At 30.5% G+C, this 22,625-nt stretch carries 12 protein-coding genes; 6 read left to right on the top strand and 6 right to left on the bottom strand.

Translation table 11 applies throughout. From position 1 onward, the window contains the following. Positions 1–78: 78 nt before the first annotated feature. Together ACFQ5N_RS06820 and radC are read right to left on the bottom strand one after the other, a co-directional pair. Entirely contained in the window at positions 79–1,290 is a 1,212-nt protein-coding gene (locus tag ACFQ5N_RS06820) for a polysaccharide deacetylase family protein (RefSeq protein ID WP_386808741.1), read from the bottom strand. A gap of 102 nt (positions 1,291–1,392) precedes the next feature. Beyond that, a complete protein-coding gene (radC, locus tag ACFQ5N_RS06815) occupies positions 1,393–2,091 on the bottom strand; it encodes a RadC family protein (RefSeq protein WP_386808740.1) in 699 nt (232 codons plus the stop codon). 210 nt (positions 2,092–2,301) lie between these two features. Between radC and trkA the strand changes: the two genes are divergently transcribed. Both trkA and ACFQ5N_RS06805 read left to right on the top strand, forming a co-directional pair. Then, positions 2,302–3,648: a Trk system potassium transporter TrkA gene (gene trkA, locus ACFQ5N_RS06810; RefSeq protein WP_386808739.1), complete on the top strand. Its 1,347-nt coding sequence runs from the start codon at positions 2,302–2,304 to the stop codon at positions 3,646–3,648. Positions 3,649–3,650: 2 nt separating this feature from the next. Then, on the top strand, positions 3,651–5,150 hold the full coding sequence (locus ACFQ5N_RS06805) for a TrkH family potassium uptake protein (RefSeq protein WP_386808738.1): 1,500 nt from the start codon (positions 3,651–3,653) through the stop codon (positions 5,148–5,150). Between the two features lie 2 nt (positions 5,151–5,152). Here ACFQ5N_RS06805 and ACFQ5N_RS06800 read toward each other — a convergent pair whose 3' ends face one another. The 4 genes from ACFQ5N_RS06800 to ACFQ5N_RS06785 all read right to left on the bottom strand — a co-directional run bounded on the left by ACFQ5N_RS06800 (position 5,153) and on the right by ACFQ5N_RS06785 (position 8,752). Beyond that, a complete protein-coding gene (locus ACFQ5N_RS06800) occupies positions 5,153–5,470 on the bottom strand; it encodes a metal-sulfur cluster assembly factor (RefSeq protein WP_386808737.1) in 318 nt (105 codons plus the stop codon). Further along, positions 5,463–6,752, bottom strand: coding sequence for a hypothetical protein (locus ACFQ5N_RS06795; RefSeq protein ID WP_386808736.1), 1,290 nt, complete (start codon positions 6,750–6,752; stop codon positions 5,463–5,465). The genes ACFQ5N_RS06800 and ACFQ5N_RS06795 overlap by 8 nt, the downstream gene beginning before the upstream one ends. Continuing rightward, positions 6,752–7,279 (bottom strand): DUF2249 domain-containing protein, encoded by a 528-nt coding sequence (locus ACFQ5N_RS06790; RefSeq protein WP_386808735.1) that lies wholly within the window; start codon positions 7,277–7,279, stop codon positions 6,752–6,754. The genes ACFQ5N_RS06795 and ACFQ5N_RS06790 overlap by 1 nt, the downstream gene beginning before the upstream one ends. 117 nt (positions 7,280–7,396) lie before the next feature. Continuing rightward, positions 7,397–8,752, bottom strand: a complete 1,356-nt coding sequence (locus ACFQ5N_RS06785; protein ID WP_386808734.1) for a UDP-N-acetylmuramate--L-alanine ligase — start codon at positions 8,750–8,752, stop codon at positions 7,397–7,399. 149 nt (positions 8,753–8,901) lie between these two features. On the opposite strand from ACFQ5N_RS06785, the gene ACFQ5N_RS06780 reads away from it, so the two are divergent. From ACFQ5N_RS06780 to ACFQ5N_RS06765, 4 genes are all read left to right on the top strand, one after another. Beyond that, positions 8,902–12,849, top strand: coding sequence for an Ig-like domain-containing protein (locus ACFQ5N_RS06780; protein ID WP_386808733.1), 3,948 nt, complete (start codon positions 8,902–8,904; stop codon positions 12,847–12,849). A gap of 40 nt (positions 12,850–12,889) precedes the next feature. Further along, on the top strand, positions 12,890–13,819 hold the full coding sequence (locus ACFQ5N_RS06775) for a PorP/SprF family type IX secretion system membrane protein (protein ID WP_386808732.1): 930 nt from the start codon (positions 12,890–12,892) through the stop codon (positions 13,817–13,819). Positions 13,820–13,831: 12 nt separating this feature from the next. After that, a complete protein-coding gene (locus tag ACFQ5N_RS06770; protein WP_386808731.1) occupies positions 13,832–15,730 on the top strand; it encodes an OmpA family protein in 1,899 nt (632 codons plus the stop codon). 181 nt (positions 15,731–15,911) lie between these two features. Then, a complete protein-coding gene (locus ACFQ5N_RS06765; RefSeq protein ID WP_386808730.1) occupies positions 15,912–22,541 on the top strand; it encodes an alpha-2-macroglobulin family protein in 6,630 nt (2,209 codons plus the stop codon). Positions 22,542–22,625: the final 84 nt, after the last annotated feature.

Raw genomic sequence — 22,625 nt, 5'->3', positions numbered from 1 at the left:
AAATAGAAATATATTCGAGACTTAAAAAACTATTTGAAGTTTTATATTATTTGCAACACAGTAAAAAGTTTCAATAAATTATTTGGCTAACATTTTCTTGTAAATATTTTTCCAACCAATCCAAATACCTGTTTCACTTAAAGCTTCGTTATGCATTAATGAAACAAATACACCATTTACATTTTTAACGGTTTGTTTTAGTTCTAAAATTTTAGCTAAAGATTGCTCTAAACTAAATTTTTGATGTTCATTTAAGGTATAATCCATAAAAGCGAATGGAAATAATTTTAAAGGCGTTTGTATTTCATAATCTAAATCGTAAAAATAAAAAGGTGTGCACGTACTTGCTCTAAAACCAACTTTTTCTGCATAACCCATTGTGTAATCTTCTTCAATATCTAAATCAATTAAATATTGATATGTTTCTGGAATACTTAAACGCAAATAATGCTGACGAGATAAAACAATTGGCGTATTTACAATATTTTCTAATCGCAATTTCTCTTTCTTTATTTTCTCTAAATTTTTATAAGAAAAGTACGAAGGATGCATCCCAATTTTGGCATAATCTCCAACAGATTTTATTAACGATTGAAACTTATAATTTGTTGCTGAAATATTTTTATCAAAAGTGGTGTAATCTCCTAATAAAAAGAAAAATAATGTTTTTACATTGTGTTCTTTTTTAAGACTTAATATTTCAGAAAAAGTATTGTAAGGATCTTGTCTTATATTTAAAATAGACATTAAACGATTCCAAAATCTTACAAATCTAAAGTTTACAATATCTTTTAAAAAACCACCAAATGTTCTTACAATTCCTTTATGCTTAAATGTAAAAGCCGTATCAACATCTATTGTAGAAATTTGCTCAAATGATTTTTTAGTATACTCATAATTTGGAAATTTTTCTTTGAGTACTTCTAAAAACTTAAATGCCCAAATATCAATAACGGGTTGTTCTAAAAAACCATTTTTAAAAGCTATACTTTCTTCAGCCGGAAAGCGCTCATGAAAATCTTGTACGTGAGGTAAATACTCTTCGTACCTACTCATTAAATAAAAACCTGCGGCAAAAATATCAAACGGAATGCTAGATGCTTCACCCGCCGGAAAAAAGCATGGAATATCTTCCCATTTCAAAATATTTATATCAATATCATTAATTCCTTGATCAAACAATAAATCATGACTTCTAATAAAAAACTCTGAAGCCAAAGGTGTTTTTGAATACGTAATTTTAGGCCCGTTATGTGCCACAAACTCGTCAACTTTTGTAGTAAACTTCACTGGAATTTGTAATATTCGAACAAAAAAATGTTTAAAAATATAATTAACCCTTGGGGTAATTTTATGCGTATAAACTAATAACATATAGTTGAATGCTGTGCTTTATATTAAACTTTCATCAGCAAAGCTAAAATAAGCATTTTCTGTAATAATTAAATGATCTAGCACTTTTATATCTAATGTTTCTCCGGCAAGTTTTAATTTATTTGTAATTGCTTTATCTGCTACACTAGGCTGTAGTTTTCCTGATGGATGATTATGGCACAAAATGATAGCTGTAGCAAACAAATCAATAGCTTTTTTAAACACCAATCGAACATCAACCAACGTACCTGTTAAACCACCTTTGCTAGATTGTTCTTTAAACAATACTTTGTTTGAGTTATTTAAATAAACAATCCAAAACTCTTCGTGCTGCAATTCTCCAATTAAAGGTTGCATTATTTCAAAAACAGCTTTACTACTGGTTATTTTTGGAACTATTAAAGCTTCTTCCAACCGTCTTCTTCTTCCTAATTCTAATGCTGTAATAATTGAAACGGCCTTTGCTTCACCAATTCCCTTAAATTTTTGTAAATCGGAAACAGACAATTTTCCTAATTTATTTAAATTATTATCAATAGAACTGAGAATTCTTTTTGACAGGTCAACAGCACTTTCATTTCTATTTCCTGAACCAATTAAAATTGCAATTAATTCAGCGTCAGATAAAGCGGTTTTTCCTTTTAACACTAACTTTTCACGAGGTCTATCATCTTCAGCCCAAGCTTTGATAGATAGGGTTTTACTTTCATATTTCATGCTTTTTTTCTCAAAGATAGCAGTATTTTGTAAGAAAAAAAATGAAAAAAGAGCAGCTACATTCATACTAAATATAATGCTAAACTTATTTTAAAACAACTACTCAAAGTATTTCAACACAATAGTTACTAATTTAACACTTTGTTATAGATTAAAATAAATTTACTATTTACAAATAAGAGTAATATCTTTGTCCAAATATTTCTACACATGAAAATTATAATTGCGGGTGCAGGAGATGTTGGTTTTCACTTAGCAAAACTGCTTTCTTTTGAATCTCAAGATATTTATTTAATAGATACAGATTCTGAAAAACTTGAATATGCAAGTAACCATATTGATGTAATTACAAAAAAAGGTGATGCAACTTCTATAAAATTACTTAAAGAAGTTCATATTGAAAAAGCCGATATTTTTTTAGCGGTTACTGAATCTCAAAACACAAATTTCACCATCGCAATTTTAGCAAAAAAATTAGGTGCAAAAAAAACAATAGCGCGTATTTCAAATCATGAATTTACACAAAATTCTGAAATTGATTTTACTGAAATTGGTATTGATAGTATGATTTCTCCTGGTGAGCTTGCTGCCAATGAAATTAAAATGTTGCTAAATCAATCTGCTTTTAATGACACAATTGAATTTGAAAACGGAACCTTAAATATTCTTGGAAGCACACTTGAATACAACTCGCCATTAATTGGCCTTACGGTACAAGAAGCTAGAGAAAGATTTTCAACTATTGATTTTATAACTATTGCTATAAAGCCTGAAAATAGGTACGAAACAATTATCCCTAGAGGAAATTCAATTTACAGCGCAAATGATCAAATCTATTTTTCAGCTCCAAAAGAAAGTATTAAAAGTTTATACAAACTTATGGGTAAAACCCAATTTGGAGTAAAAGATGTTATGATTTTAGGTGGAAGTAAAATTGGTGTAAAAGCTGCTAGAAACCTTTGCGAAAACAACTTCAATATCAAACTAGTTGAGTTAAATAAAACTAGAGCTTTTGAAGTTGCTGAGAAAATTCCAAATGCACTTGTTATAAAAGGTGATGGTAGAAATGTAGAGTTACTTGAAGAAGAAAATATTGCTCAAATGGATGCATTTGTTGCTGTTACAGGTGATTCTGAAACAAATATCATGTCTTGTTTAGTAGCAAAATCTAAAGGTGTTAAAAAAACCATAGCTTTAGTTGAGAATATGGACTACATAAACATTTCTCAAACTATTGGAATTGACACACTAATTAATAAAAAATTATTAGCTGCTAGTGCTATTTTTAAGCATGTAAGAAAAGGAGAAGTTTTAAAATTGGCCAACCTTCATAATGTTGATGCCGAAGTTTTAGAATTTTTAGTTAAAGAAAACTCAAAAGTGACTAAAAACCTTGTAAAGGATATAAAAATTACAAAAAAAGCAGTTTTTGGTGGTGTAATTAGAAATGGCGTTGCCATGATGACTTTTGGAGATTTTCAAATAAAAGCCGGAGACAAAGCTGTAGTATTTTGTTTGCCTGAAGCAATTCATAAAGTTGAAAAATTATTTAATTAATAATGAAACAACTAAACATTAAAATCATTATTAGTTTTTTAGGTTTAACTTCTATGTTAAATGGAGTGTTTATGTTAATTGCTGTACCATTTAGCATGTACTTTAACGAAGAGGCCAAATGGGGAATTTTATATGCAGGTTTAACTACTATTGCAATTGGTTTTTCACTTTGGTTTACAAATAGAAAAGCGAAGAAAAACCTAGGTAAAAAAGAAGGATACATTATCGTAACACTTGGTTGGTTAATGCTCTCTTTTACAGGGACTTTACCCTATGTTTTCACCAATACAATTCCACAATTTACTGATGCTTTTTTTGAAACCATCTCGGGCTATTCAACTACGGGTTCATCTATATTAACTGATATTGAATCTATGCCAAAAGGAATTCTTTTTTGGCGAAGTGCTACTCACTGGATTGGAGGAATGGGAATTATTGTACTAACAGTGGCTATTTTACCTTTATTAGGAATTGGAGGTATGCAGCTTTTTATGGCTGAAGCACCAGGACCCAGCGCCGATAAAATGCATCCAAGAATTACAGAAACAGCAAAACGCCTTTGGTTAATTTATTTCTCTTTAACTTTTACTGAATTTTTTCTTTTAAAGTTTGCCGGAATGACTTGGTTTGATGCTATTAATCACGCAATGGCAACTATGAGTACTGGCGGATTTTCAACAAAAAATTCTAGCATTGCTTATTATAATAACACGCCTTTAATTCAATATATAATTACTGCATTTATGTTTGTAGCTGGTGCAAACTTTGTACTTACCTACTTTGCACTAAAAGGAAAAATCCAAAAGGTGTTTAAAAGTGAAGAATTTAGGTATTACTTTTTTGGAGTAATAGGTTTTACGTTAGTACTTACGGTAATAATTTTAAACTATAGAGATCCAGATTTAGTTACAAGTATACATCACCCAGAACCTTGGGGAAAAGCAGAAAGTGCGTTTAGGCATGCCGCTTTTCAGGTAGTTTCAGTACTTACAACAACTGGATTTGTTTCAGCAGATTTTACAATGTGGAGCTCCATTGGAACTATATTAATGTTTTCTTTATTTTTTATTGGAGGTTCTGCAGGTTCAACCAGTGGTGGTGTTAAAATTGTAAGACATATTATAATTATAAAAAACAGTATTTTAGAATTTAAAAAATTATTACATCCTAATGCCATTTTACCTGTGCGTTATGATGGTTCTGGTATCCCTCAAAACATTGCATTTAATATACTTTCGTTTTTTGTGTTGTATATGGGTATTTTTATTGTGAGTTCTGTAATTCTAGCCGTTTTTGGACTTGACTTTATTTCAGCGATGGGAGCTGCTGCTTCATCATTAGGAAATATTGGACCGGCAGTTGGTACAGTTAGCCCTGTAGATAATTTCTCTCATTTATCTGTTCCAGCAAAATGGACTTGTTCTTTTTTAATGTTGATAGGCAGATTAGAATTATTTACTGTCTTAATTTTATTTACACCTTTCTTCTGGAAAAAGTGCTAATTTTACAAGCCTAAAACTCGTTTTCCTTCAGTACTAATAAAAGCTGTAGACCATTTTGGTTCAAAAACCACATTTACATTTGTTGCAATTTTCGGATGTTTTTGTAAAATGGTTTCTTTTATATTTGAAATGATGGTTGCTCCTAACGGACAAGAAGGCGTTGAAAAAGTAAGCTCTATATCTATTTGATGTTCACCATCGTATTTTAATTCATAAATAAGTCCTAAATCAACAATATTAATTTCAATTTCAGGATCCATCACATTTTTTAGAAGTTCTAGTGTATCTAATTCAAACTGGGCTATTTCTTGATTATTCATTTTCAACAGATTTAACTTTATGGGTAATTATTTTAAATATATTCACATTGTATAATAATGCAACAATTAGCAATGCATAGCTTCCTATTTTTATAAATAAAATTTGGTTGAACAAAAAACCTATAACAAATGCTCCTATAAACACAAAATAAAGGATAAATTGAACTGTTGCTATTTTTTCAGAATACAATTCGCGTGGTAAAGGTGTTTTCATTTTACCAACTAATTTTTGGTATTTATGTAACCAAACAATAAACGGAAGTGTTTTATAGGTTTGCCCTAAAATTAAAGTTGTAATCAATCCAAAAATAATAGAAAAACCATAAAACGTACTAATTCTATATAAAAATTCAACTTCAATGGTTGTATTAAAAACCATAAAACCAATTAAAATAAACGGTATAAAAATAGCAGCAATTGCAAGCATAGAATACTGCATACCAACATCTAGTTTTTTACGCAATCTCTTTTTATAAGAATCATAAATGAAAGAAACAAAAAAGAAAATTCCTCCAATCATTAGTAATGAAATTAAAATATCTACTTCATTTTTTTGAAATAAAAACCAATTAATTAAGGCCATTAATAAACCACCGTTTATAAAAATAAAAGTATATTTTAATTTTTGCTCTTTTAACTCATGTGATATTAAAAACATAGGAATTAATGTGGCGCCTACACCTATAATTAACAGCATAAACCAGCCAATTAAACCAACAGTTGCGTGTATTTTAAGATAATGAAGATGAATTTGTGTAAGAAAATTAAACTTGAAATTTAACGCTATAATTGTTCCTATTAACTCAGTAATAAACAACCAAAATACAGCAGTTATTACAAATGTAGATTTTATGTTTTTCAAAGTCGCTTTTTTATACGTTAAGCCAATATTTACAACAAACATTAATAATGAAACAAACATAAAAACTGATGCATACGGCAATAATGTAACGTACGAACCTACCCAAAATGAGTACGACAAAAACAGTACACTAAAACTCGAAAACCAAAAGGTGCTTTTTGCTAATTTTTCACTAAACAAAGCGGTTTCAAAAACTACAGGTACAAGTTGATATAACGCTCCAAAAATAATCATAGAGGCCCAACCTAAAACCGCAATATGTGTAATTGCGAGTAATTTTGTATTAAAATAGGCTTTTAACAGATATGTATCGGCTAACACTAATAAAACTGCTAAAATAATAAGACTTATACCTCCATAAATAAAATGAGGAATAACAACGCTACTTGAAGGTGCGTTTGTTGTTTTTAAACCATTCATTATGTACGTGTAATTAATAATTGAAGGTGGTTTTCATCAATTTTATTGTAAAATATATTGAAGTTTCTCTTTTTTAACTCTGGTAATAAAAATTGAGGCACTTTTGAATGGTCTACCAGTAAACAATAACCAATTGATAAATGTTCTAGTTTTTCTAAAATGGTGGTCATTGGTTCTGGCATTTCTAACATACGAACATCAACATAGTCCATTTTACCAATATAAGTTTTGTAAACAGCATCAAATGTATTTTCTGCAGAACAAGTAACCTCTTCAGTTGTACGTATTTCAACCTCACTTACCTTTTTAAAAAAGGCGTGTACCAAATCACCTTTTCTAATCACTTCACACGTAAACCCTTCTGATTTTAATACATTTATTAAAGGAATTGGTTCAAATGAGTTGATTATTTCTAAAGTTTCATTCTTTTTTAATACTTGGATTCTCTCCATGATTTCCTGAAACGGATCCGTTCCACCAGCAATTAAATCACGAACATCAAAACTTACTACATTATTTTTATGCATACGTATACCTTTTTTTGTGTGAGTTCTTTATAACTTTTAAGCATAACTCACCTTATTTAGATTTTGTCTAAACAAAGGTATAAAAATAAAAGACAATATTGTCTTTTATTTAAAAAATTATTGAAGTAATTCTTCTATTTTCTCAAAATCTAAACCTCCATAATTACCAGAGCTCATTAATAACACAGCTGTATTGGCTAAATTTTGAGAGAATAAATACGTTCTAAATTCAGATGGATCGGTATATATAACTAAGTCTTCTCTATTAAATGCTTGTTTAATTTGAGCTACTGAAACCTCTTCTAACTTTTTTATTTCAACAGCTTTTGGAGAGTAAAAAACTACAGCTTTATCAACAGCATTTAATGCGCCTTCATATTCTTTTAAAAATTCTGCATTTAAACTACTATAAGTATGTAACTCTAAACAAGCTAATACCGTTCGATCAGCATATTGCTCTTTTACGGCATTTGTTGTTGCATTTACTTTACTTGGAGAATGCGCAAAATCTTTAAAAACCACAGTTGTATTATTCTCGGCAATTTTCTCCAAACGTTTACTTGCACCTGTAAAACTAGCTATTGCTTCATAAAATTCATCTTCTCCAACGCCCATATGTTGGCAAATCCACTTTGCACCAGCTAAATTTTGTAAATTATGTTTTCCAAATATTTCTAACGGAAGATCACCTTCTTCAGTTTGTAAAAAGGTAGTTCCGTTTTTTATAATAGATCCAGGTGTTGTATATGGGTATTTTTTTATTGGGCTTTCAGAAGATTCAACAACTTTTTTTACTTCTGTATCCTCTTCATTATACACCATAATTCCGCCATTTGCCAAGGAATTTGTGAAAATTGAAAATTGTTCTACATAATTCTCAAAAGTTGGAAATACATTGATATGATCCCAAGCAATACCACTAATTAAAGCAATATTTGGTTTGTATAAATGAAATTTTGGACGCATATCAATTGGGCTAGACAAGTATTCGTCTCCTTCTAATACAATAAATTCATTCTCCGTAGTTAAATGAACCATTGTTTCAAAACCTTCTAATTGCGCACCAACCATATAATCTACTTCAATTTCATGATAATTCAATACATGAAGTATCATAGAAGTAATTGTTGTTTTACCGTGCGAACCGCCAATAACAACACGCGTTTTCTCTTTAGATTGTTCGTATAAAAATTCAGGATACGAATATATTTTTAATCCTAACTCTTGTGCTTTCAAAAGTTCAACATTATCAGGTTTTGCATGCATTCCTAAAATAACAGCATCTAAACTAGCAGTAATTTTATTTGGAAACCAACCAAACTCTTGAGGTAACAATCCTTTTTTCTCTAACCTAGACTTAGAAGGTTCAAAAATAGTATCATCACTTCCTGTAATGTTATATCCTTTTTCAAATAAAGCAAGTGCAAGATTATGCATTGCACTTCCACCAATAGCAATAAAATGTATATTCATTAATTTCTGAATTTAATATTTCAAATGTAGGTAAACTATTAAAAATAATAAAAAAGGTATTCATTTTTATTTTATTAATAATTAATTACCTTTATAGGTGTGCTACAACTTTAGCACCTAAACCCCTAATTTTAACCAAATTACTCAAAATGGTAAAAAAATTACTCTCAGTACCCCAACAGAGCCATTTAATAATAGTATTTGCTTTCTTTATATGTAGTCAATATTCTTATTCTCAATGCGTTTCAGCAAATCCAATTCAAAATTATTGCGCTAATGAAAACAAAACTGTTAACGATTTACAAGTTACATCAGGCATAAACGTAGTATGGTATGATTCACTTACTGGCGGAAACCAATTTGATGGTTCAACGCCTTTAGAAAACGGAATTTCGTACTACGCTGAAGACATTGACGCCAGCTGTACAGATACTACAAGATTTGAAGTAACCGTTTTTATAAGTGGAGAGCCTCCAACCAACGTTGATGTTTTTGTAGGAAAATGCGCCAGCGAAAACCCAATAATTCAAGATTTATCAGCTACTGGAACAGCTATAGAATGGTACAGTGAACAAAACAATGGTACATTACTAGCAGCAACAACACCATTAGAAAACGGAAAAACCTATTGGGTACAACAAACTGAAAATGGTTGTACAAGCGAAAGATTACCAACCACTGTAAATTTAGTTAATCCTGATGCGCCAACATTAGAAAGCGTTCAGTATTTCTGTGCTCCTCCAAATCCTACTGTTGCAAATTTAAAAGCAGTTGAAAGCAATATTGTTTGGTATAGTTCAGAAACATCTACAACTCCTTTAAGTTTTTCAACTCCATTAATTAATGGTGAAGAATATTGGGCTTCACTGTTAACTTTCCCTTGTGAAAGCACCGAAAGAAGCAAAACAACCGTTGTATTAGACACAGCCCCAAATGCCGGAACAGATGGTTCATATACAGCATGTGAATTAAACCTAACAACAACAAACTTGTTTACCCTTTTGGGCGGGACACCTGAAGAAACAGGAACATGGACTGGTCCAAGCAACCTTTCAGGAGGTTATTTAGGAACATTTGATCCTTCAATAAATACTGAAGGAATTTATACTTATAGTGTTTCAAGTACATTAGGCATTTGTCCTAATGAAACTGCCACAGTAGAAGTTACCATTTTAAAAGTACAAGCACCAACAACTGAAAATACTACACAAACATTCTGTGAAATTAATGATCCTACTATTGCAAGTTTAACAGCTACAGGCACAGGAATTCTTTGGTATGCAACGGAAACTTCAACCACTGCCTTAAATCCCTCAGAACTTTTAATTAGTGGTGAAGATTATTGGGCGTCACAAACAGAAACAACCGGTTGTGAAAGCATTGCTAGGTTACAAGTTTATGTAAACATAATAACTCCTTTACCTCCGACTACTTCTGAAATATCTCAAACTTTTTGTGAAATTGACAATCCAACTATTGAAGATCTTGTTGCTACTGGAACAGGAATATTATGGTACCCTACAGAAACTTCAACAATTCCACTAGATACTACAGAACCACTAATAAACGGAGAGGAATATTGGGCTACACAAACAGAAAGTACTGCCTGTGAAAGTGCTAATAGACTAAAAGTTTTAGTTTCAATAATTAAGCAACTTCCTCCAATTACATCAGAAATTAATCAAACATTTTGTGAGATTGACAACCCAACTATTGAAGATCTTGTTGCTACTGGAACAGCATTAGTTTGGTATGCAACTGAAACGTCTACAGTAGCTTTAAACTCAACTGAAGTATTAATTAATGGGGAAGATTATTGGGCAACGCAAACCGAGACATCTGGGTGTGAAAGTAAAAATCGGTTACAAGTTACTGTAGCTATTCAAACACCTCTACCTCCAACTACTTTAGAAAGTATACAAACATTTTGTGAAATAGATAATCCTACTGTAATAGATTTAATAGCTGCTGGAACTGATATTACTTGGTATGAATCTGAAACTTCAACAACAGCACTTAATAGTACAGACGCTTTAATAGATGGAGAAGATTATTGGGCTACCCAAACAACAAACAATTGTGAAAGTATAGACAGATTAAAAGTTACGGTATCAATATTAAAACCTCTTCCACCAACTACCACTGAAATGAATCAAACATTTTGCGAAATTGACAACCCAACCATTCAAGACATTCAAGTGTCAGGAACAGCAATTGTTTGGTATGCTTCTGAAACTTCAACAATAGCATTAGATGAAAATGAAACCTTAATTAATGGTGAAGATTATTGGGCTGCACAAATAGAAACAAATGGGTGTGAAAGCGCTTCAAGATTGGTTGTAAACACAACAGTTTTATCTCCTTTACCTCCAACAACTACAGAAACAACACAAAGTTTTTGCGAAATAGATGCAGCAACAATAGCTGATTTAACGATAACAGGCTCGGGCGTTTTATGGTATGATACTGAAACAGCAACAACACCTTTAGATTTAACTGAAGTATTAATAGATGGCGAAGATTATTGGGCTTCACAAACCGAAACAACAGGCTGTGAAAGTACTTCAAGATTGGTTGTAAAAGCTACAATATTAGTTGAACTTCCACCAACAACCACTGAAACAACACAAACTTTTTGTGAAATAGACAGTCCAACAATTAGTAATTTAATGGCCGTTGGAAACAATATAACTTGGTATGATACGGAAACCTCAACAACGCCTTTAGATACAACTGAAGCATTAATTAATGGTGAAGACTATTGGGCTACACAGTCCGCAGGAACTAGTTGTGAAAGTGATTCAAGATTAGTAGTTACTGCACAAATTACGGCTACACTTCCTCCAACAACAACTGAAGCAATTCAAACATTTTGTACGAATTACTTTGCTCCTAATGTTCCAACTATTGCAAATTTAAATGCAAGTGGAACAAACATACTTTGGTATCTTACTGAAACTTCAACAACTCCTTTAGATTTAAATACCGCTTTAATAGACGAACAATTTTATTGGGCAACACAAACCGATTCTTCTGGGTGTGAAAGTGCAACAAGATTATCAGTAAACGTGAATGTTATACATACGCCAAATGCTATAACCGAAAACACAAATCAAACATTTTGTGCAGCCAATAACCCTAGCATTTCAAATATATCTGTTAGCGGAGATAGTATTTTATGGTTCGACACTGAATCTTCAACAACACCTTTAAACACAACTGAAACTTTGATTGATGGCGAAGATTACTGGGCATTAAATACTGATGCTATCACAGGATGTGAAAGTAGCAACAGATTACAAATTACGGTAACAATTACAGAAGTGAATCCGCCCGTAATTAACAATTTAACACAAACATTTTGTGAAGCTACTTTACCTACAATTGCAGATTTAGAACCTTCAAATTCTATTCTTTGGTTTACTTCTGAAACAGGAACAACACCTCTTAACTCTTCAGAAAAATTAGTAAACAACACTATTTATTGGGCAGCAGCAGTGAATACTTCCGGTTGTTTAAGTTCTGAAAAAATTGCAGTTACTGTACAATTAATTGATGCAGGAACGCCTATTTTAGAAACAAATGGAAATGAATTTTGTAAAATTGACAATCCTATTTTAGCCGATTTAGATAACCGAGTTACTCCACAAAACAATGGTACAATTACTTGGTACACAACATACCCAAATGGTACTCCTTTAAATTTATCTGAAGCTTTAGATGAAAATGAAACTTATTATGCTGTTGAAACTAATGGAAACGGATGTCCTAGTGCTTTTCCTTTAGAAATTATAGTAGACCTAGAGGTTTGTAATGAATATGATGTTGTTATTTACGATGGTTTTTCTCCTAATGGAGATGGAATAAATGACACCTTTAAAATTGAAAACCTAAGAGATTTATACCCTGATTTTAATGTTCAATTTTTTAACAGATGGGGAAATTTAATTTACACTGCAAACGCCAATAACGCAGATTGGAATGGAAGATTAAACGGAAATGGTGAATTTGTTACGGCTGGAGTTTATTACTTCATTATCAATTTCAACAAAAACAACCGTAAACCGCTACAGGACAGGCTTTATTTAAGTCGTTAGTAAACTGCTATAAAAAATTTAGAACCCCAAAAAAACACACATGAGAAAAATACTCTTACAAATATTAACTTTTTTTACCATAACGCTTACATGGTCGCAACAAGAAGTTCAATATACGCAATACATGTACAATATGAGTACCATAAACCCTGCATATACAACGGATAATATTGGGTTTTATAATTTTGGTGCTTTATATAGAACACAATGGGTTGGAGTAACTGGTGCTCCAAAATCAACAAATCTTTTTGCACATACACCTATTAATGAAAACATAGAAGTTGGACTTACCTATGTAAATGATAATATTGGAGATATTGTAAAACAAAATAATTTATTTGCAGATTTCGCCTACAAATTAAACCTAGAATCATATGGAAATTTATCATTTGGATTAAAAGCAGGAATAAGTTTTTTTAATGTAGACCTTACAAGTATAGATTTAGAATCTGATATTTTAGATCCAAATTTCACAGAAAATATAAATCATTCAAATTTCAATATAGGTGCAGGTATTTATTATAATACCAATAACTATTATATAGGAATTTCGGTTCCGTATATGTTAAATTCAAAACATTCTGTAGATGAAAATGGAAGTTATCAAAACCTACAGCGTGCTCATTTTTACTTTACCGGAGGTTACGTGTTTAACATAAACGAATCTTTCAAATTAAAGCCTAGTGTTATGGCTAGAGCCGTTAAAGGTTCTCCAATATCACTAGATTTAAATGCCAATGTTTTGTATGAAGAACGATTAGAATTTGGACTAGGATATAGAATTAACGACGGAATAATTGGAATGGTAAACTTTGGAATAACTCCTGAACTAAGGTTAGGTTATGCGTATGACTACACCATTTCAAACCTTGATACCTTTAGCTCTGGTTCACACGAATTCTTCTTATTATACAATTTAGATAGTTTTAATTTCAATAGAGGATTTGACAAATCTCCTAGATTCTTTTAAAAAAGCGCACCCATGAAAAAAATACTACTTACACTACTTATTGTAACCTTTTCAAATCAACTCTTAATTTCACAAAATATAAAACGTGCCAATAGCTTATTTGAAAGAAGAGCCTACATAGATGCCGCTGAGTTATATGAGCAAGAAGAAACCAAAACCCAAGAGATTTATGAAAAATTAGGCGATTGCTATTACTTCAACTCAAATATGAAGGAAGCATCTTATAACTATAAAATTTTAGTAAACCACTATGCAAAAACAGTAAATCCAATTTATATTTATAAATATGCACAAGCATTAAAAGGTATTGGAAATTTTGAAGAAGCCGATCAATGGCAGCAAAAATATTATGAAGCTACACAGCAAAATAATGTAGAAAATTTAAAAACCAAAGCCTTTTTTGAAACACTAAACAGTACAATTGACCGGCCATATATTATTAAAAAATTAAATATAAACGCTGAATATTCAAATTTTGGAACAGCCTTTTATTTAGATACTATTGTGTTTTCCTCCTCAAGAATCAACGGTAATTTATATGGATGGAACAAGCAACCTTACCTAGATTTATTTAAAGCTACACCCAACAACTTAGGTGAATTGGAAAATATAAAACCATTTTCAAAAAATATAAATACTAAAATGCATGAATCAAATGCAGTATTTTCAAAAGATGGTAACACTATGTATTTTACACGAAATAATTTTTCAAAAGGAAAAAAAGGAAAAGACAATCAAAAAATTTCACATCTAAAAATTTATAAAGCTGAGTTCATAAATAATGAATGGACAAACATTTCAGAACTTCCATTTAATAGTAACAACTATTCAATTGAGCATCCTGCATTAAGTCCAAATGAGCAACAATTGTATTTCTCATCAGATATGCCAGGCGGTGTTGGTTCTTTTGACTTGTATGTTGTTACTATAAATACAGACGGTACTTATAGTTCACCAAAAAACTTAGGAACAGAAATTAATACAGAACTAAGAGAACAGTTTCCATTTGTTAGTAGTAAAAACACGCTATACTTTGCTTCTGACGGTCATTTTGGAATGGGTGGTTTAGATATTTTTAAAAGTGAAATAAATGCAACTGGTTATTCAAAACCAATCAATTTAAGTACATCAATAAATAGCAATTTAGATGATTTTTCTTTTATCATTCAAGAAGAAAAAGAAACAGGTTATTTTTCTTCAAACAGAGAAAACAATCAAGGCATTGACCATATTTATAGCTTTACGCGTCTTAAAAAATTCTACGTAAATGGACAAGTAAAAAACAAAACAACCAATGTATTACTTCCTAATACATTGGTTTCGCTCATTGATTCAAACAACAAAACAATTTCTGAAATTACTGTAGGAAATGATGCTGCATATGAATTTGAAATTAATCCAAATACTTCATATAGCATTCGTGGATCAAAAAAATATTACAATCCTTCAACAATAGAATTTTCAACTGATACTGAAGGAAACATTAATAAAGATATTATCCTTTTATTAGAATCGTATGAAGATGCTGAGAAAAAAGTTGTTGTTGAAAATGGTAAAATTCAAATTAAAATAAATCCAATTTATTTTGATTTCAATAAATGGAATATTCGTGAAGACGCTGCTTTAGAATTAAATAATGTTGTAGCAATCATGAAAAAATATCCGAACATGATAATTGAAATTGGCGCACATACAGACTGCCGAGGGCCAGAAGAATACAACCTTAATTTATCACATAAAAGAGCAGCTTCCGTTTTAGATTATTTAGTAAGTCAAGGTATTTCTACTAACAATGTAAAATCAATTGGTTACGGAGAAAGCCAACCTTTAAACCACTGCATAAAAGAAGGAATTTGCAAGGAAAAAGAATACGATATAAATAGACGTTGTGAGTTTGTAATAGTAAATTAACACCAGCTTTAATATCAAAATTTTCAAGTATCAACACTTCAATTTTGCTCAAAAATATATGTTGAGTGAAGTTGAAGTATATGTTAGTGAATTAAAAACTTCGCATATTTAGAAGTTTCAAATTACTTTCATTAAATTTAGGTACGACTTTTGTTATTAAACATTAAAAGACCGTTTCTCTATGAAAAAATATATCATTCCTTTTATTGTATTTTTATTTCTTTTATCAAGTGTACAAGCCCAAAACACAACAAAATTATACAACAAAGAGTGGGAAAAAGTTGAAAGTTTTGAATTAGAAAACTTACCCAAATCTGCTTTAGAAATTGTTGATGAAATTTATAAAAAAGCCAAAAAAAATAAGAGTGAAACACAAATTATAAAAGCAATTATTTATAAATCTAAATTTGCTTTAATGCTTGAAGAAGAAGCGCAACTTTCCATTATAAATTCGTTAAAACAAGAAATTTCAGAAACTAAATTCCCTTCAAAAAACATACTTCAAAGTATGTTAGCCAATATCTATTGGCAATACTTTCAACAAAACAGACATCAATTTTACAAAAGAACTAAAACGGCTAAAAAAATAGATACTACAGATTTTAGAACGTGGGATTTAGCAACTATTTTTGAAGAAATTCATACACAATACCAACATTCTTTAGAAAACGGATTGGTTTCGCAATTAACAAATTTAGAAACCATAAATGACCTTTTAATCACACAAGAAAACAGTAAAATATTTAGGCCAACTTTATATGATTTTTTAAGTCATAATGCACTAAGTTTTTATAAAACTAGTGAAACTAACATTACTGCACCTAGTTACAAATTTGAACTTAAAGAACCGCAATTAATAGCAAATTTAGAAACATTTTCATCTCATAAACTAAATAGTAAAGACTCATTGTCGCTTCAACTAAATGCACTTACTATATATCAAAAGCTTATTAATTTCCATAAAAAAGAGCAGCACATTGATGCCCTAATTACCATTGATTTAGAGCGTTTAAAATTTGTTAAAAGCAACGCTATTTTTAACAATAAAGATTCCTTATATCTTGCTTCATTAATTCATTTAAAAAATAAATATTCAAACACAACAACTTCAACTTTAATTGATTTTCACATAGCAACTGAATACAACAAACTTGCAAACAGTTATGTAGCAGGAAGCGAAAACAAACATCAATTTAAACGAGTTGAGGCCTTAGAAATTTGCAATAAAGCAATAGAAACATTCCCTGAAAGTTTAGGTGCAAAAAAATGCGCTGTTTTAAAACAACAAATTGAACAAATAGCACTGCAATTAACTACTGAAGAAAACATACCAACCAATACGTACTCAAAAGTATTGGTGAATTATAAAAACATCAACCAACTTTTTTTCAATGTATATAAAGTAACTTCAAAGCAAAAAAATAAATTTAATAACACTTATAATGATTTAGACAAAATAGCGCTTATTAAAAATTTTAAGCTTGTAAACACCTTTAAACAAAGTTTAAAAACTGAAAACGATTTTCAAAATCACACTACAGAGATTGTAATTCCATCTTTAAAAAATGGACAATATTTAATTATTGCTTCAAAAGAAAATACGCTTACCAACACCAAGTTTTATGCAACAACTTTTATACAAGCAAGTAATTTTGCAATTTCTGAAGTTTCAAAAAACAACACGTACACATACCAAATTGTAAATAGAAATACGGGAGAACCTATTAAATATGCTGATGTAAATTTTAAAAACTATAACAGTGGAAGATATAACAAATCTATCAATGCAAATTTTGTAACTGATGCCAATGGTCAACTACAATTTATGGCAGAAAACTATCATAGAAATGTTATTATTACGGTTAAAAAAGATCACGAAAAAGGAATTTTTGGCGACTATTACCTAAACAATTATAAACGTAATCAAACTAATAAAAAAGTAAAAATAACACCTTTTTTATTTACAGATAGAAGTATTTACAGACCCGGACAAACCGTTTTTTTTAAAGGAATATTTATTAAAAATGTAAAAGAAAACGCTAACACTTACGCAAATGAAAAAGTGAAAGCTAGCTTGTACAATGCCAATAGAGAAAAAATAAAAGAATTAGCATTAAACACCAATGAATTTGGTGCTATAAACGGAGAATTTATAATTCCTAATAACGGTTTATTAGGTAAATATTCAATTAAATTAGCAGTTCCTGGTTGGCAAACTAAATACTTTTATTTTTCTGTAGAGGAATACAAAAGACCAAAATTTGAAACAGAGTTTAAACCAATTAATACTGAATATAAAGTAAACGACACCATAACAATTCAAGGAAATGCAATTGCTTTTACCGGCGCTACAATTTCAAATGCAAAAGTTAACTACAGTGTTAAAAGAAAGGTTATTTATCCAAAATGGTATTATTGGAGAACTCCAAATTACACAAGTTCAAGTGAACAAGAAATTACTTTTGGAGAAACTATAACCAATGAAAACGGGAATTACAACATTCAATTTAAAGCCATTCCAGACAATAGTGCAAACAAACATAATTTCCCAATTTTTAATTATGAAATTACCGCAGATGTTACTGATGTTAATGGCGAAACGCATAGCACAACTTCAATAGTAAAAGTAGGATATCATGCTATGGTTGCAACTATTAAAATGGATGAGAAATTAGATAAAACACAATCTAAAAACTTGGTAATTGTGGAAACCAAAAATTTAAATGGAGAAACAGTTACAGCCAACGGAACTCTAAAAATTTATAAATTACAAGCGCCAACAAATGTACTAAGAAAACGACCTTGGAAAGCTCCAGATTACCAATTACTTTCTAAAGAAGAATTTTCAACTAAATTTCCGCACGAAGCTTTTTCAAATAATGATGATACTTCAACTTGGGCAAAAGGAACCTTAAAATTTTCAACTAGCTTTGATACTTCTAAAAGTAGTGAAATAGCACTTCCTAAAATTAAAAATTGGGATTCTGGAAAATACACAGTAGAATTGAGTACCAAAGATAAATTTGGGCAACTTGTTACAGAAAAGAAAAATTTCACTGTTTTTAGTAAAGAAGACACCACGGTTTCAGACAATAAATTGTTTGATATTTCAACAAACAAAACAAGTTATAAACCTTCAGAAAATGTAATTCTATCAATTGGTTCAGCTTCAAAAAATATCTTTGTAACTATTGATATTGAAAAAAATAATAAAATAATTAGCACACAAATTATTCATTTAAACAATGAAATTAAAGAAATTCAAATTCCTGTAACCGAAAAAGATTTAGGCGGGTTTGCAATTCACTATAGTTATGCAAATTATAATTCGTTTGAAACCAATACTATTATGGTTTCAGTACCATACCCTTCAAAAGAACTAAGCATAGAAACGCTAACTTTTAGAGATAAATTACAACCTGGCGATAATGAAACTTGGAGCTTTAAAATAAAAGGTTCAAAAGGAGAAAAAGTAGCTGCAGAACTTTTGGCGAGTATGTATGATGCTTCTTTAGACCAATTTAAACCACACGCTTGGAGATTTAATCCAATTCAACACAAAAATTATTACAGTTCAAAAAGAAGAATTGCTAAACATAGTTTTGATAATACTTCTTTTAGCATTAAAAACATACCTTATACCTACAACACAACAGTTCACCAGCAATACTACGATCAATTAAACTGGTTCGGATTTAGTTTTACAAATAATTGGCGAATTAAAAACCAATATTTAATAAGTATTAGAAAACCTATAAGCACAAAAACAACCTTCGATGCTTCAAAAGAAAAAGGTTTTGTATACGGAACTGTGTACGACAGTAACAACCAAGTTTTACCAGGAGTTTCTGTTGTAATTAAAGGAACTTCAAACGGTGTAAGCACAGATTTTGATGGTAACTTTAAGATTGCCGCTACCAAAGGAAATGTACTCACATTTAGCTATATTGGTTTTGAATCATCAAGCATAAAAATTTCAAAAAACAATATATATACTATTGTTTTAAATGAAAGTAATAATTCTTTAGAAGAAGTTGTAGTAATTGGCTACGGAACAGCTAAAAGAAAACACAGAACTGGCGCTGTTCTTGAAGTAGTTGAAAATGAAGAAGTAGTTGAAGACGTTTCATCTCTTTTAGAAGGAAAAGTAGCTGGTGTAAACGGCAATGCAAAAGTCAGCATAAGAGGTCTAAGCAGTGTAGCCTCTTCCAACCCTTTACTTATAGTAGATGGAGAAATTTTTGAAGGATCATTAACTTCTATTGACCAAGAAACAATTGCGTTAATAACTATTTTAAAAGATGCAGAAGCAACTGCTTTGTACGGTACAAAAGGAGCAAACGGAGTTGTATTAATTACTACTAAAAATGGTCAAAAATCTTTAGAAAATGAATTGTCACAAATTAAAACTAGAACTAACTTTAATGAAACTGCTTTTTTCTATCCAAATTTAAGAACTGACGAAAAAGGAGTTGTTAGCTTTAATTTTACAGTTCCAGAAGCCTTAACACGTTGGAAATTACAATTAATTGGACATACTCAACAATTAGAAACAGCGAGTAAAACATTAACAACTGTTACTCAAAAAAAGTTGATGGTAATACCAAATATACCACGTTTTTTAAGAGAAGGTGATCAAATTGTATTCTCTAGTAAAATTTCAAATTTATCAGACAACACACTAAACGGAGTTGCTCAATTAGTGCTAACTGATGCTATAACGGGGAAAGAAGTAACTAAAGAAATATTGAAAAACACCACTGCAACTCCACTTAGCGACCTACAAAACTTTACCGTAGCTACAAAAGAAAACACTCAAGTAAATTGGACACTTACAATTCCTAAAAGCATACAAGCAATTCAATATAAAATTGTAGCAAAAGCAGGTGAATTTTCAGATGGAGAACAAAGTGTATTGCCAGTTTTATCTAATAGAATGTTGGTAACAGAAACTTTACCAATGTGGGTTCAAAGTAATACTACTAAAACTTTTACGCTAGATAAATTAAAAAACACAACTTCGGCTTCGCTTAGTCATCATAATTTAACTTTAGAAATAACTTCTAATCCGGCGTGGTATGCAGTTCAAAGCTTACCATATTTAATGGAATATCCGTATGAATGTGCTGAGCAAACATTCGCACGTTTTTATGCCAATACGTTAGCTAGTCATATAGCCAACTCAAATCCTCGAATTCAAGAAGTATTCAATCTTTGGAAAACGAGTGATGCACTAATTTCTAATTTAGAAAAAAATGAAGCGTTAAAATCTATTATAATTCAAGAAACTCCTTGGTTGCGTGATGCCCAAAATGAAACTGAACAAAAAAAGAGAATTGGCTTATTATTCAATTTAAACACTATGAAAAATGAGCAAGAAATTGCTTTAAATAAACTAAAACAATTACAATTTAGTAATGGTGGTTTCCCTTGGTTTAAAGGAAGTAACATACCAAACAGGTATATTACACAACATATTGCAGCTAGTTACGGACATTTAAAACAACTAAATGTACAATTTGGTGATGAAGAAGCTCAAAAAATGATAGCAAAAGCTGTGAAATTTTTAGATGAAGAAATTTTAAACGATTACAATAAACTTTTAAAACAAGCTCAAAAAATAAAAGCGAAAGCAAAAACTGAAGAATTAGGTACTAAAGCTGCCGCAAATTATTTAGCTCAAAAACACCTAAACAATACACAACTTCAATATTTATATGCGCGGAGTTTTTATAATGAACTTAAAACCTCATCAAAAGTTCAAAAAGCTGTAGATTATTACACTAAACAATCTGCAACATTTTGGAAAGATTTCAACCTTTATTCAAAAGGAATGATTGCGTTAATTCATCATAGAAATGGGGAACCATTGCTTCCTTCTAAAATAACAAAATCACTTAAAGAAAATAGTATTTCATCTGATGAATTGGGAATGTATTGGAAAGAAAATACACCAAGTTGGTATTGGTACAAAGCTCCTATTGAAACACAATCACTACTTATTGAAGTGTTTTCAGAAATAGAAAATGATATTGTAACTGTAGATAAATTAAAAGTATGGTTATTAAAAAATAAACAAACCAATAGTTGGAAAACCACCAAGGAAACCACAGAAGCAGTATATGCCTTATTGCTACAAGGAAGTGATTGGCTTTCAGTAAGCGAAGCAGTAGATGTAACTATTGGAAATAAAAAAATTGAACCTTCAAAATTAGAAAATGTTCAAGTTGAAGCAGGAACAGGATATTATAAAACGTCTTGGAATGCTACAGAAATAACTTCAGAAATGGCTAAAGTTACCCTTTCTAAAAAAGGTAATGGAATTGCTTGGGGAAGTTTATACTGGCAATATTTTGAAGATTTAGATAAAATTACTTCAGCCGAAACGGCTTTAAAATTATCAAAAAAATTATTTGTAAAATCAAATTCAGACAAAGGGAAAATTCTTACTGAAATTACGAAAGAAACAAATTTAAAACTAGGCGATTTAATTACTGTTAGAATTGAATTAAAAGTTGACAGATCTATGGAGTTTGTTCATATGAAAGATATGCGTGCAAGTGGATTAGAACCTATAAATGCTTTATCTAGCTACAAATGGCAAGACGGATTAGGGTATTATGAAAGTACTAAAGATGCTTCTACCAACTTTTTTATGGAACGTTTACCTAAGGGCGTGTATGTTTTTGAATATGATTTACGCGTAAACAATGCTGGTAATTTTAGCAATGGAATTACAACCATACAAAGTATGTATGCTCCAGAATTTAGCAGCCATAGCGAAGGTGTTAGAATTGAAGTTGGAAATTAAGTATTGGTTAAAATTATTTCGTCATTCTGAACTTGATTCAGAATCACATAATTAATAATTAGAAATCTGGATGAGAACCTGAAA

The sequence above is a fragment of the Lutibacter holmesii genome (assembly GCF_042679665.1).
GTDB lineage: Bacteria > Bacteroidota > Bacteroidia > Flavobacteriales > Flavobacteriaceae > Lutibacter > Lutibacter holmesii.
The sequence above is the reverse complement of the archived record's forward strand: the minus strand, read 5'-3'. Positions and strand labels throughout refer to the sequence as shown.

Coding starts and splice junctions, on each gene's coding strand:
- ACFQ5N_RS06765 (WP_386808730.1), top strand. CDS start 15,912: ATGAAAAAATATATCATTCCTTTTATTGTATTTTTATTTCTTTTATCA.
- trkA (WP_386808739.1), top strand. CDS start 2,302: ATGAAAATTATAATTGCGGGTGCAGGAGATGTTGGTTTTCACTTAGCA.
- ACFQ5N_RS06780 (WP_386808733.1), top strand. CDS start 8,902: ATGGTAAAAAAATTACTCTCAGTACCCCAACAGAGCCATTTAATAATA.
- ACFQ5N_RS06770 (WP_386808731.1), top strand. CDS start 13,832: ATGAAAAAAATACTACTTACACTACTTATTGTAACCTTTTCAAATCAA.
- radC (WP_386808740.1), bottom strand. CDS start 2,091: ATGAAATATGAAAGTAAAACCCTATCTATCAAAGCTTGGGCTGAAGAT.
- ACFQ5N_RS06805 (WP_386808738.1), top strand. CDS start 3,651: ATGAAACAACTAAACATTAAAATCATTATTAGTTTTTTAGGTTTAACT.
- ACFQ5N_RS06785 (WP_386808734.1), bottom strand. CDS start 8,752: ATGAATATACATTTTATTGCTATTGGTGGAAGTGCAATGCATAATCTT.
- ACFQ5N_RS06795 (WP_386808736.1), bottom strand. CDS start 6,752: ATGAATGGTTTAAAAACAACAAACGCACCTTCAAGTAGCGTTGTTATT.
- ACFQ5N_RS06790 (WP_386808735.1), bottom strand. CDS start 7,279: ATGCATAAAAATAATGTAGTAAGTTTTGATGTTCGTGATTTAATTGCT.
- ACFQ5N_RS06775 (WP_386808732.1), top strand. CDS start 12,890: ATGAGAAAAATACTCTTACAAATATTAACTTTTTTTACCATAACGCTT.
- ACFQ5N_RS06800 (WP_386808737.1), bottom strand. CDS start 5,470: ATGAATAATCAAGAAATAGCCCAGTTTGAATTAGATACACTAGAACTT.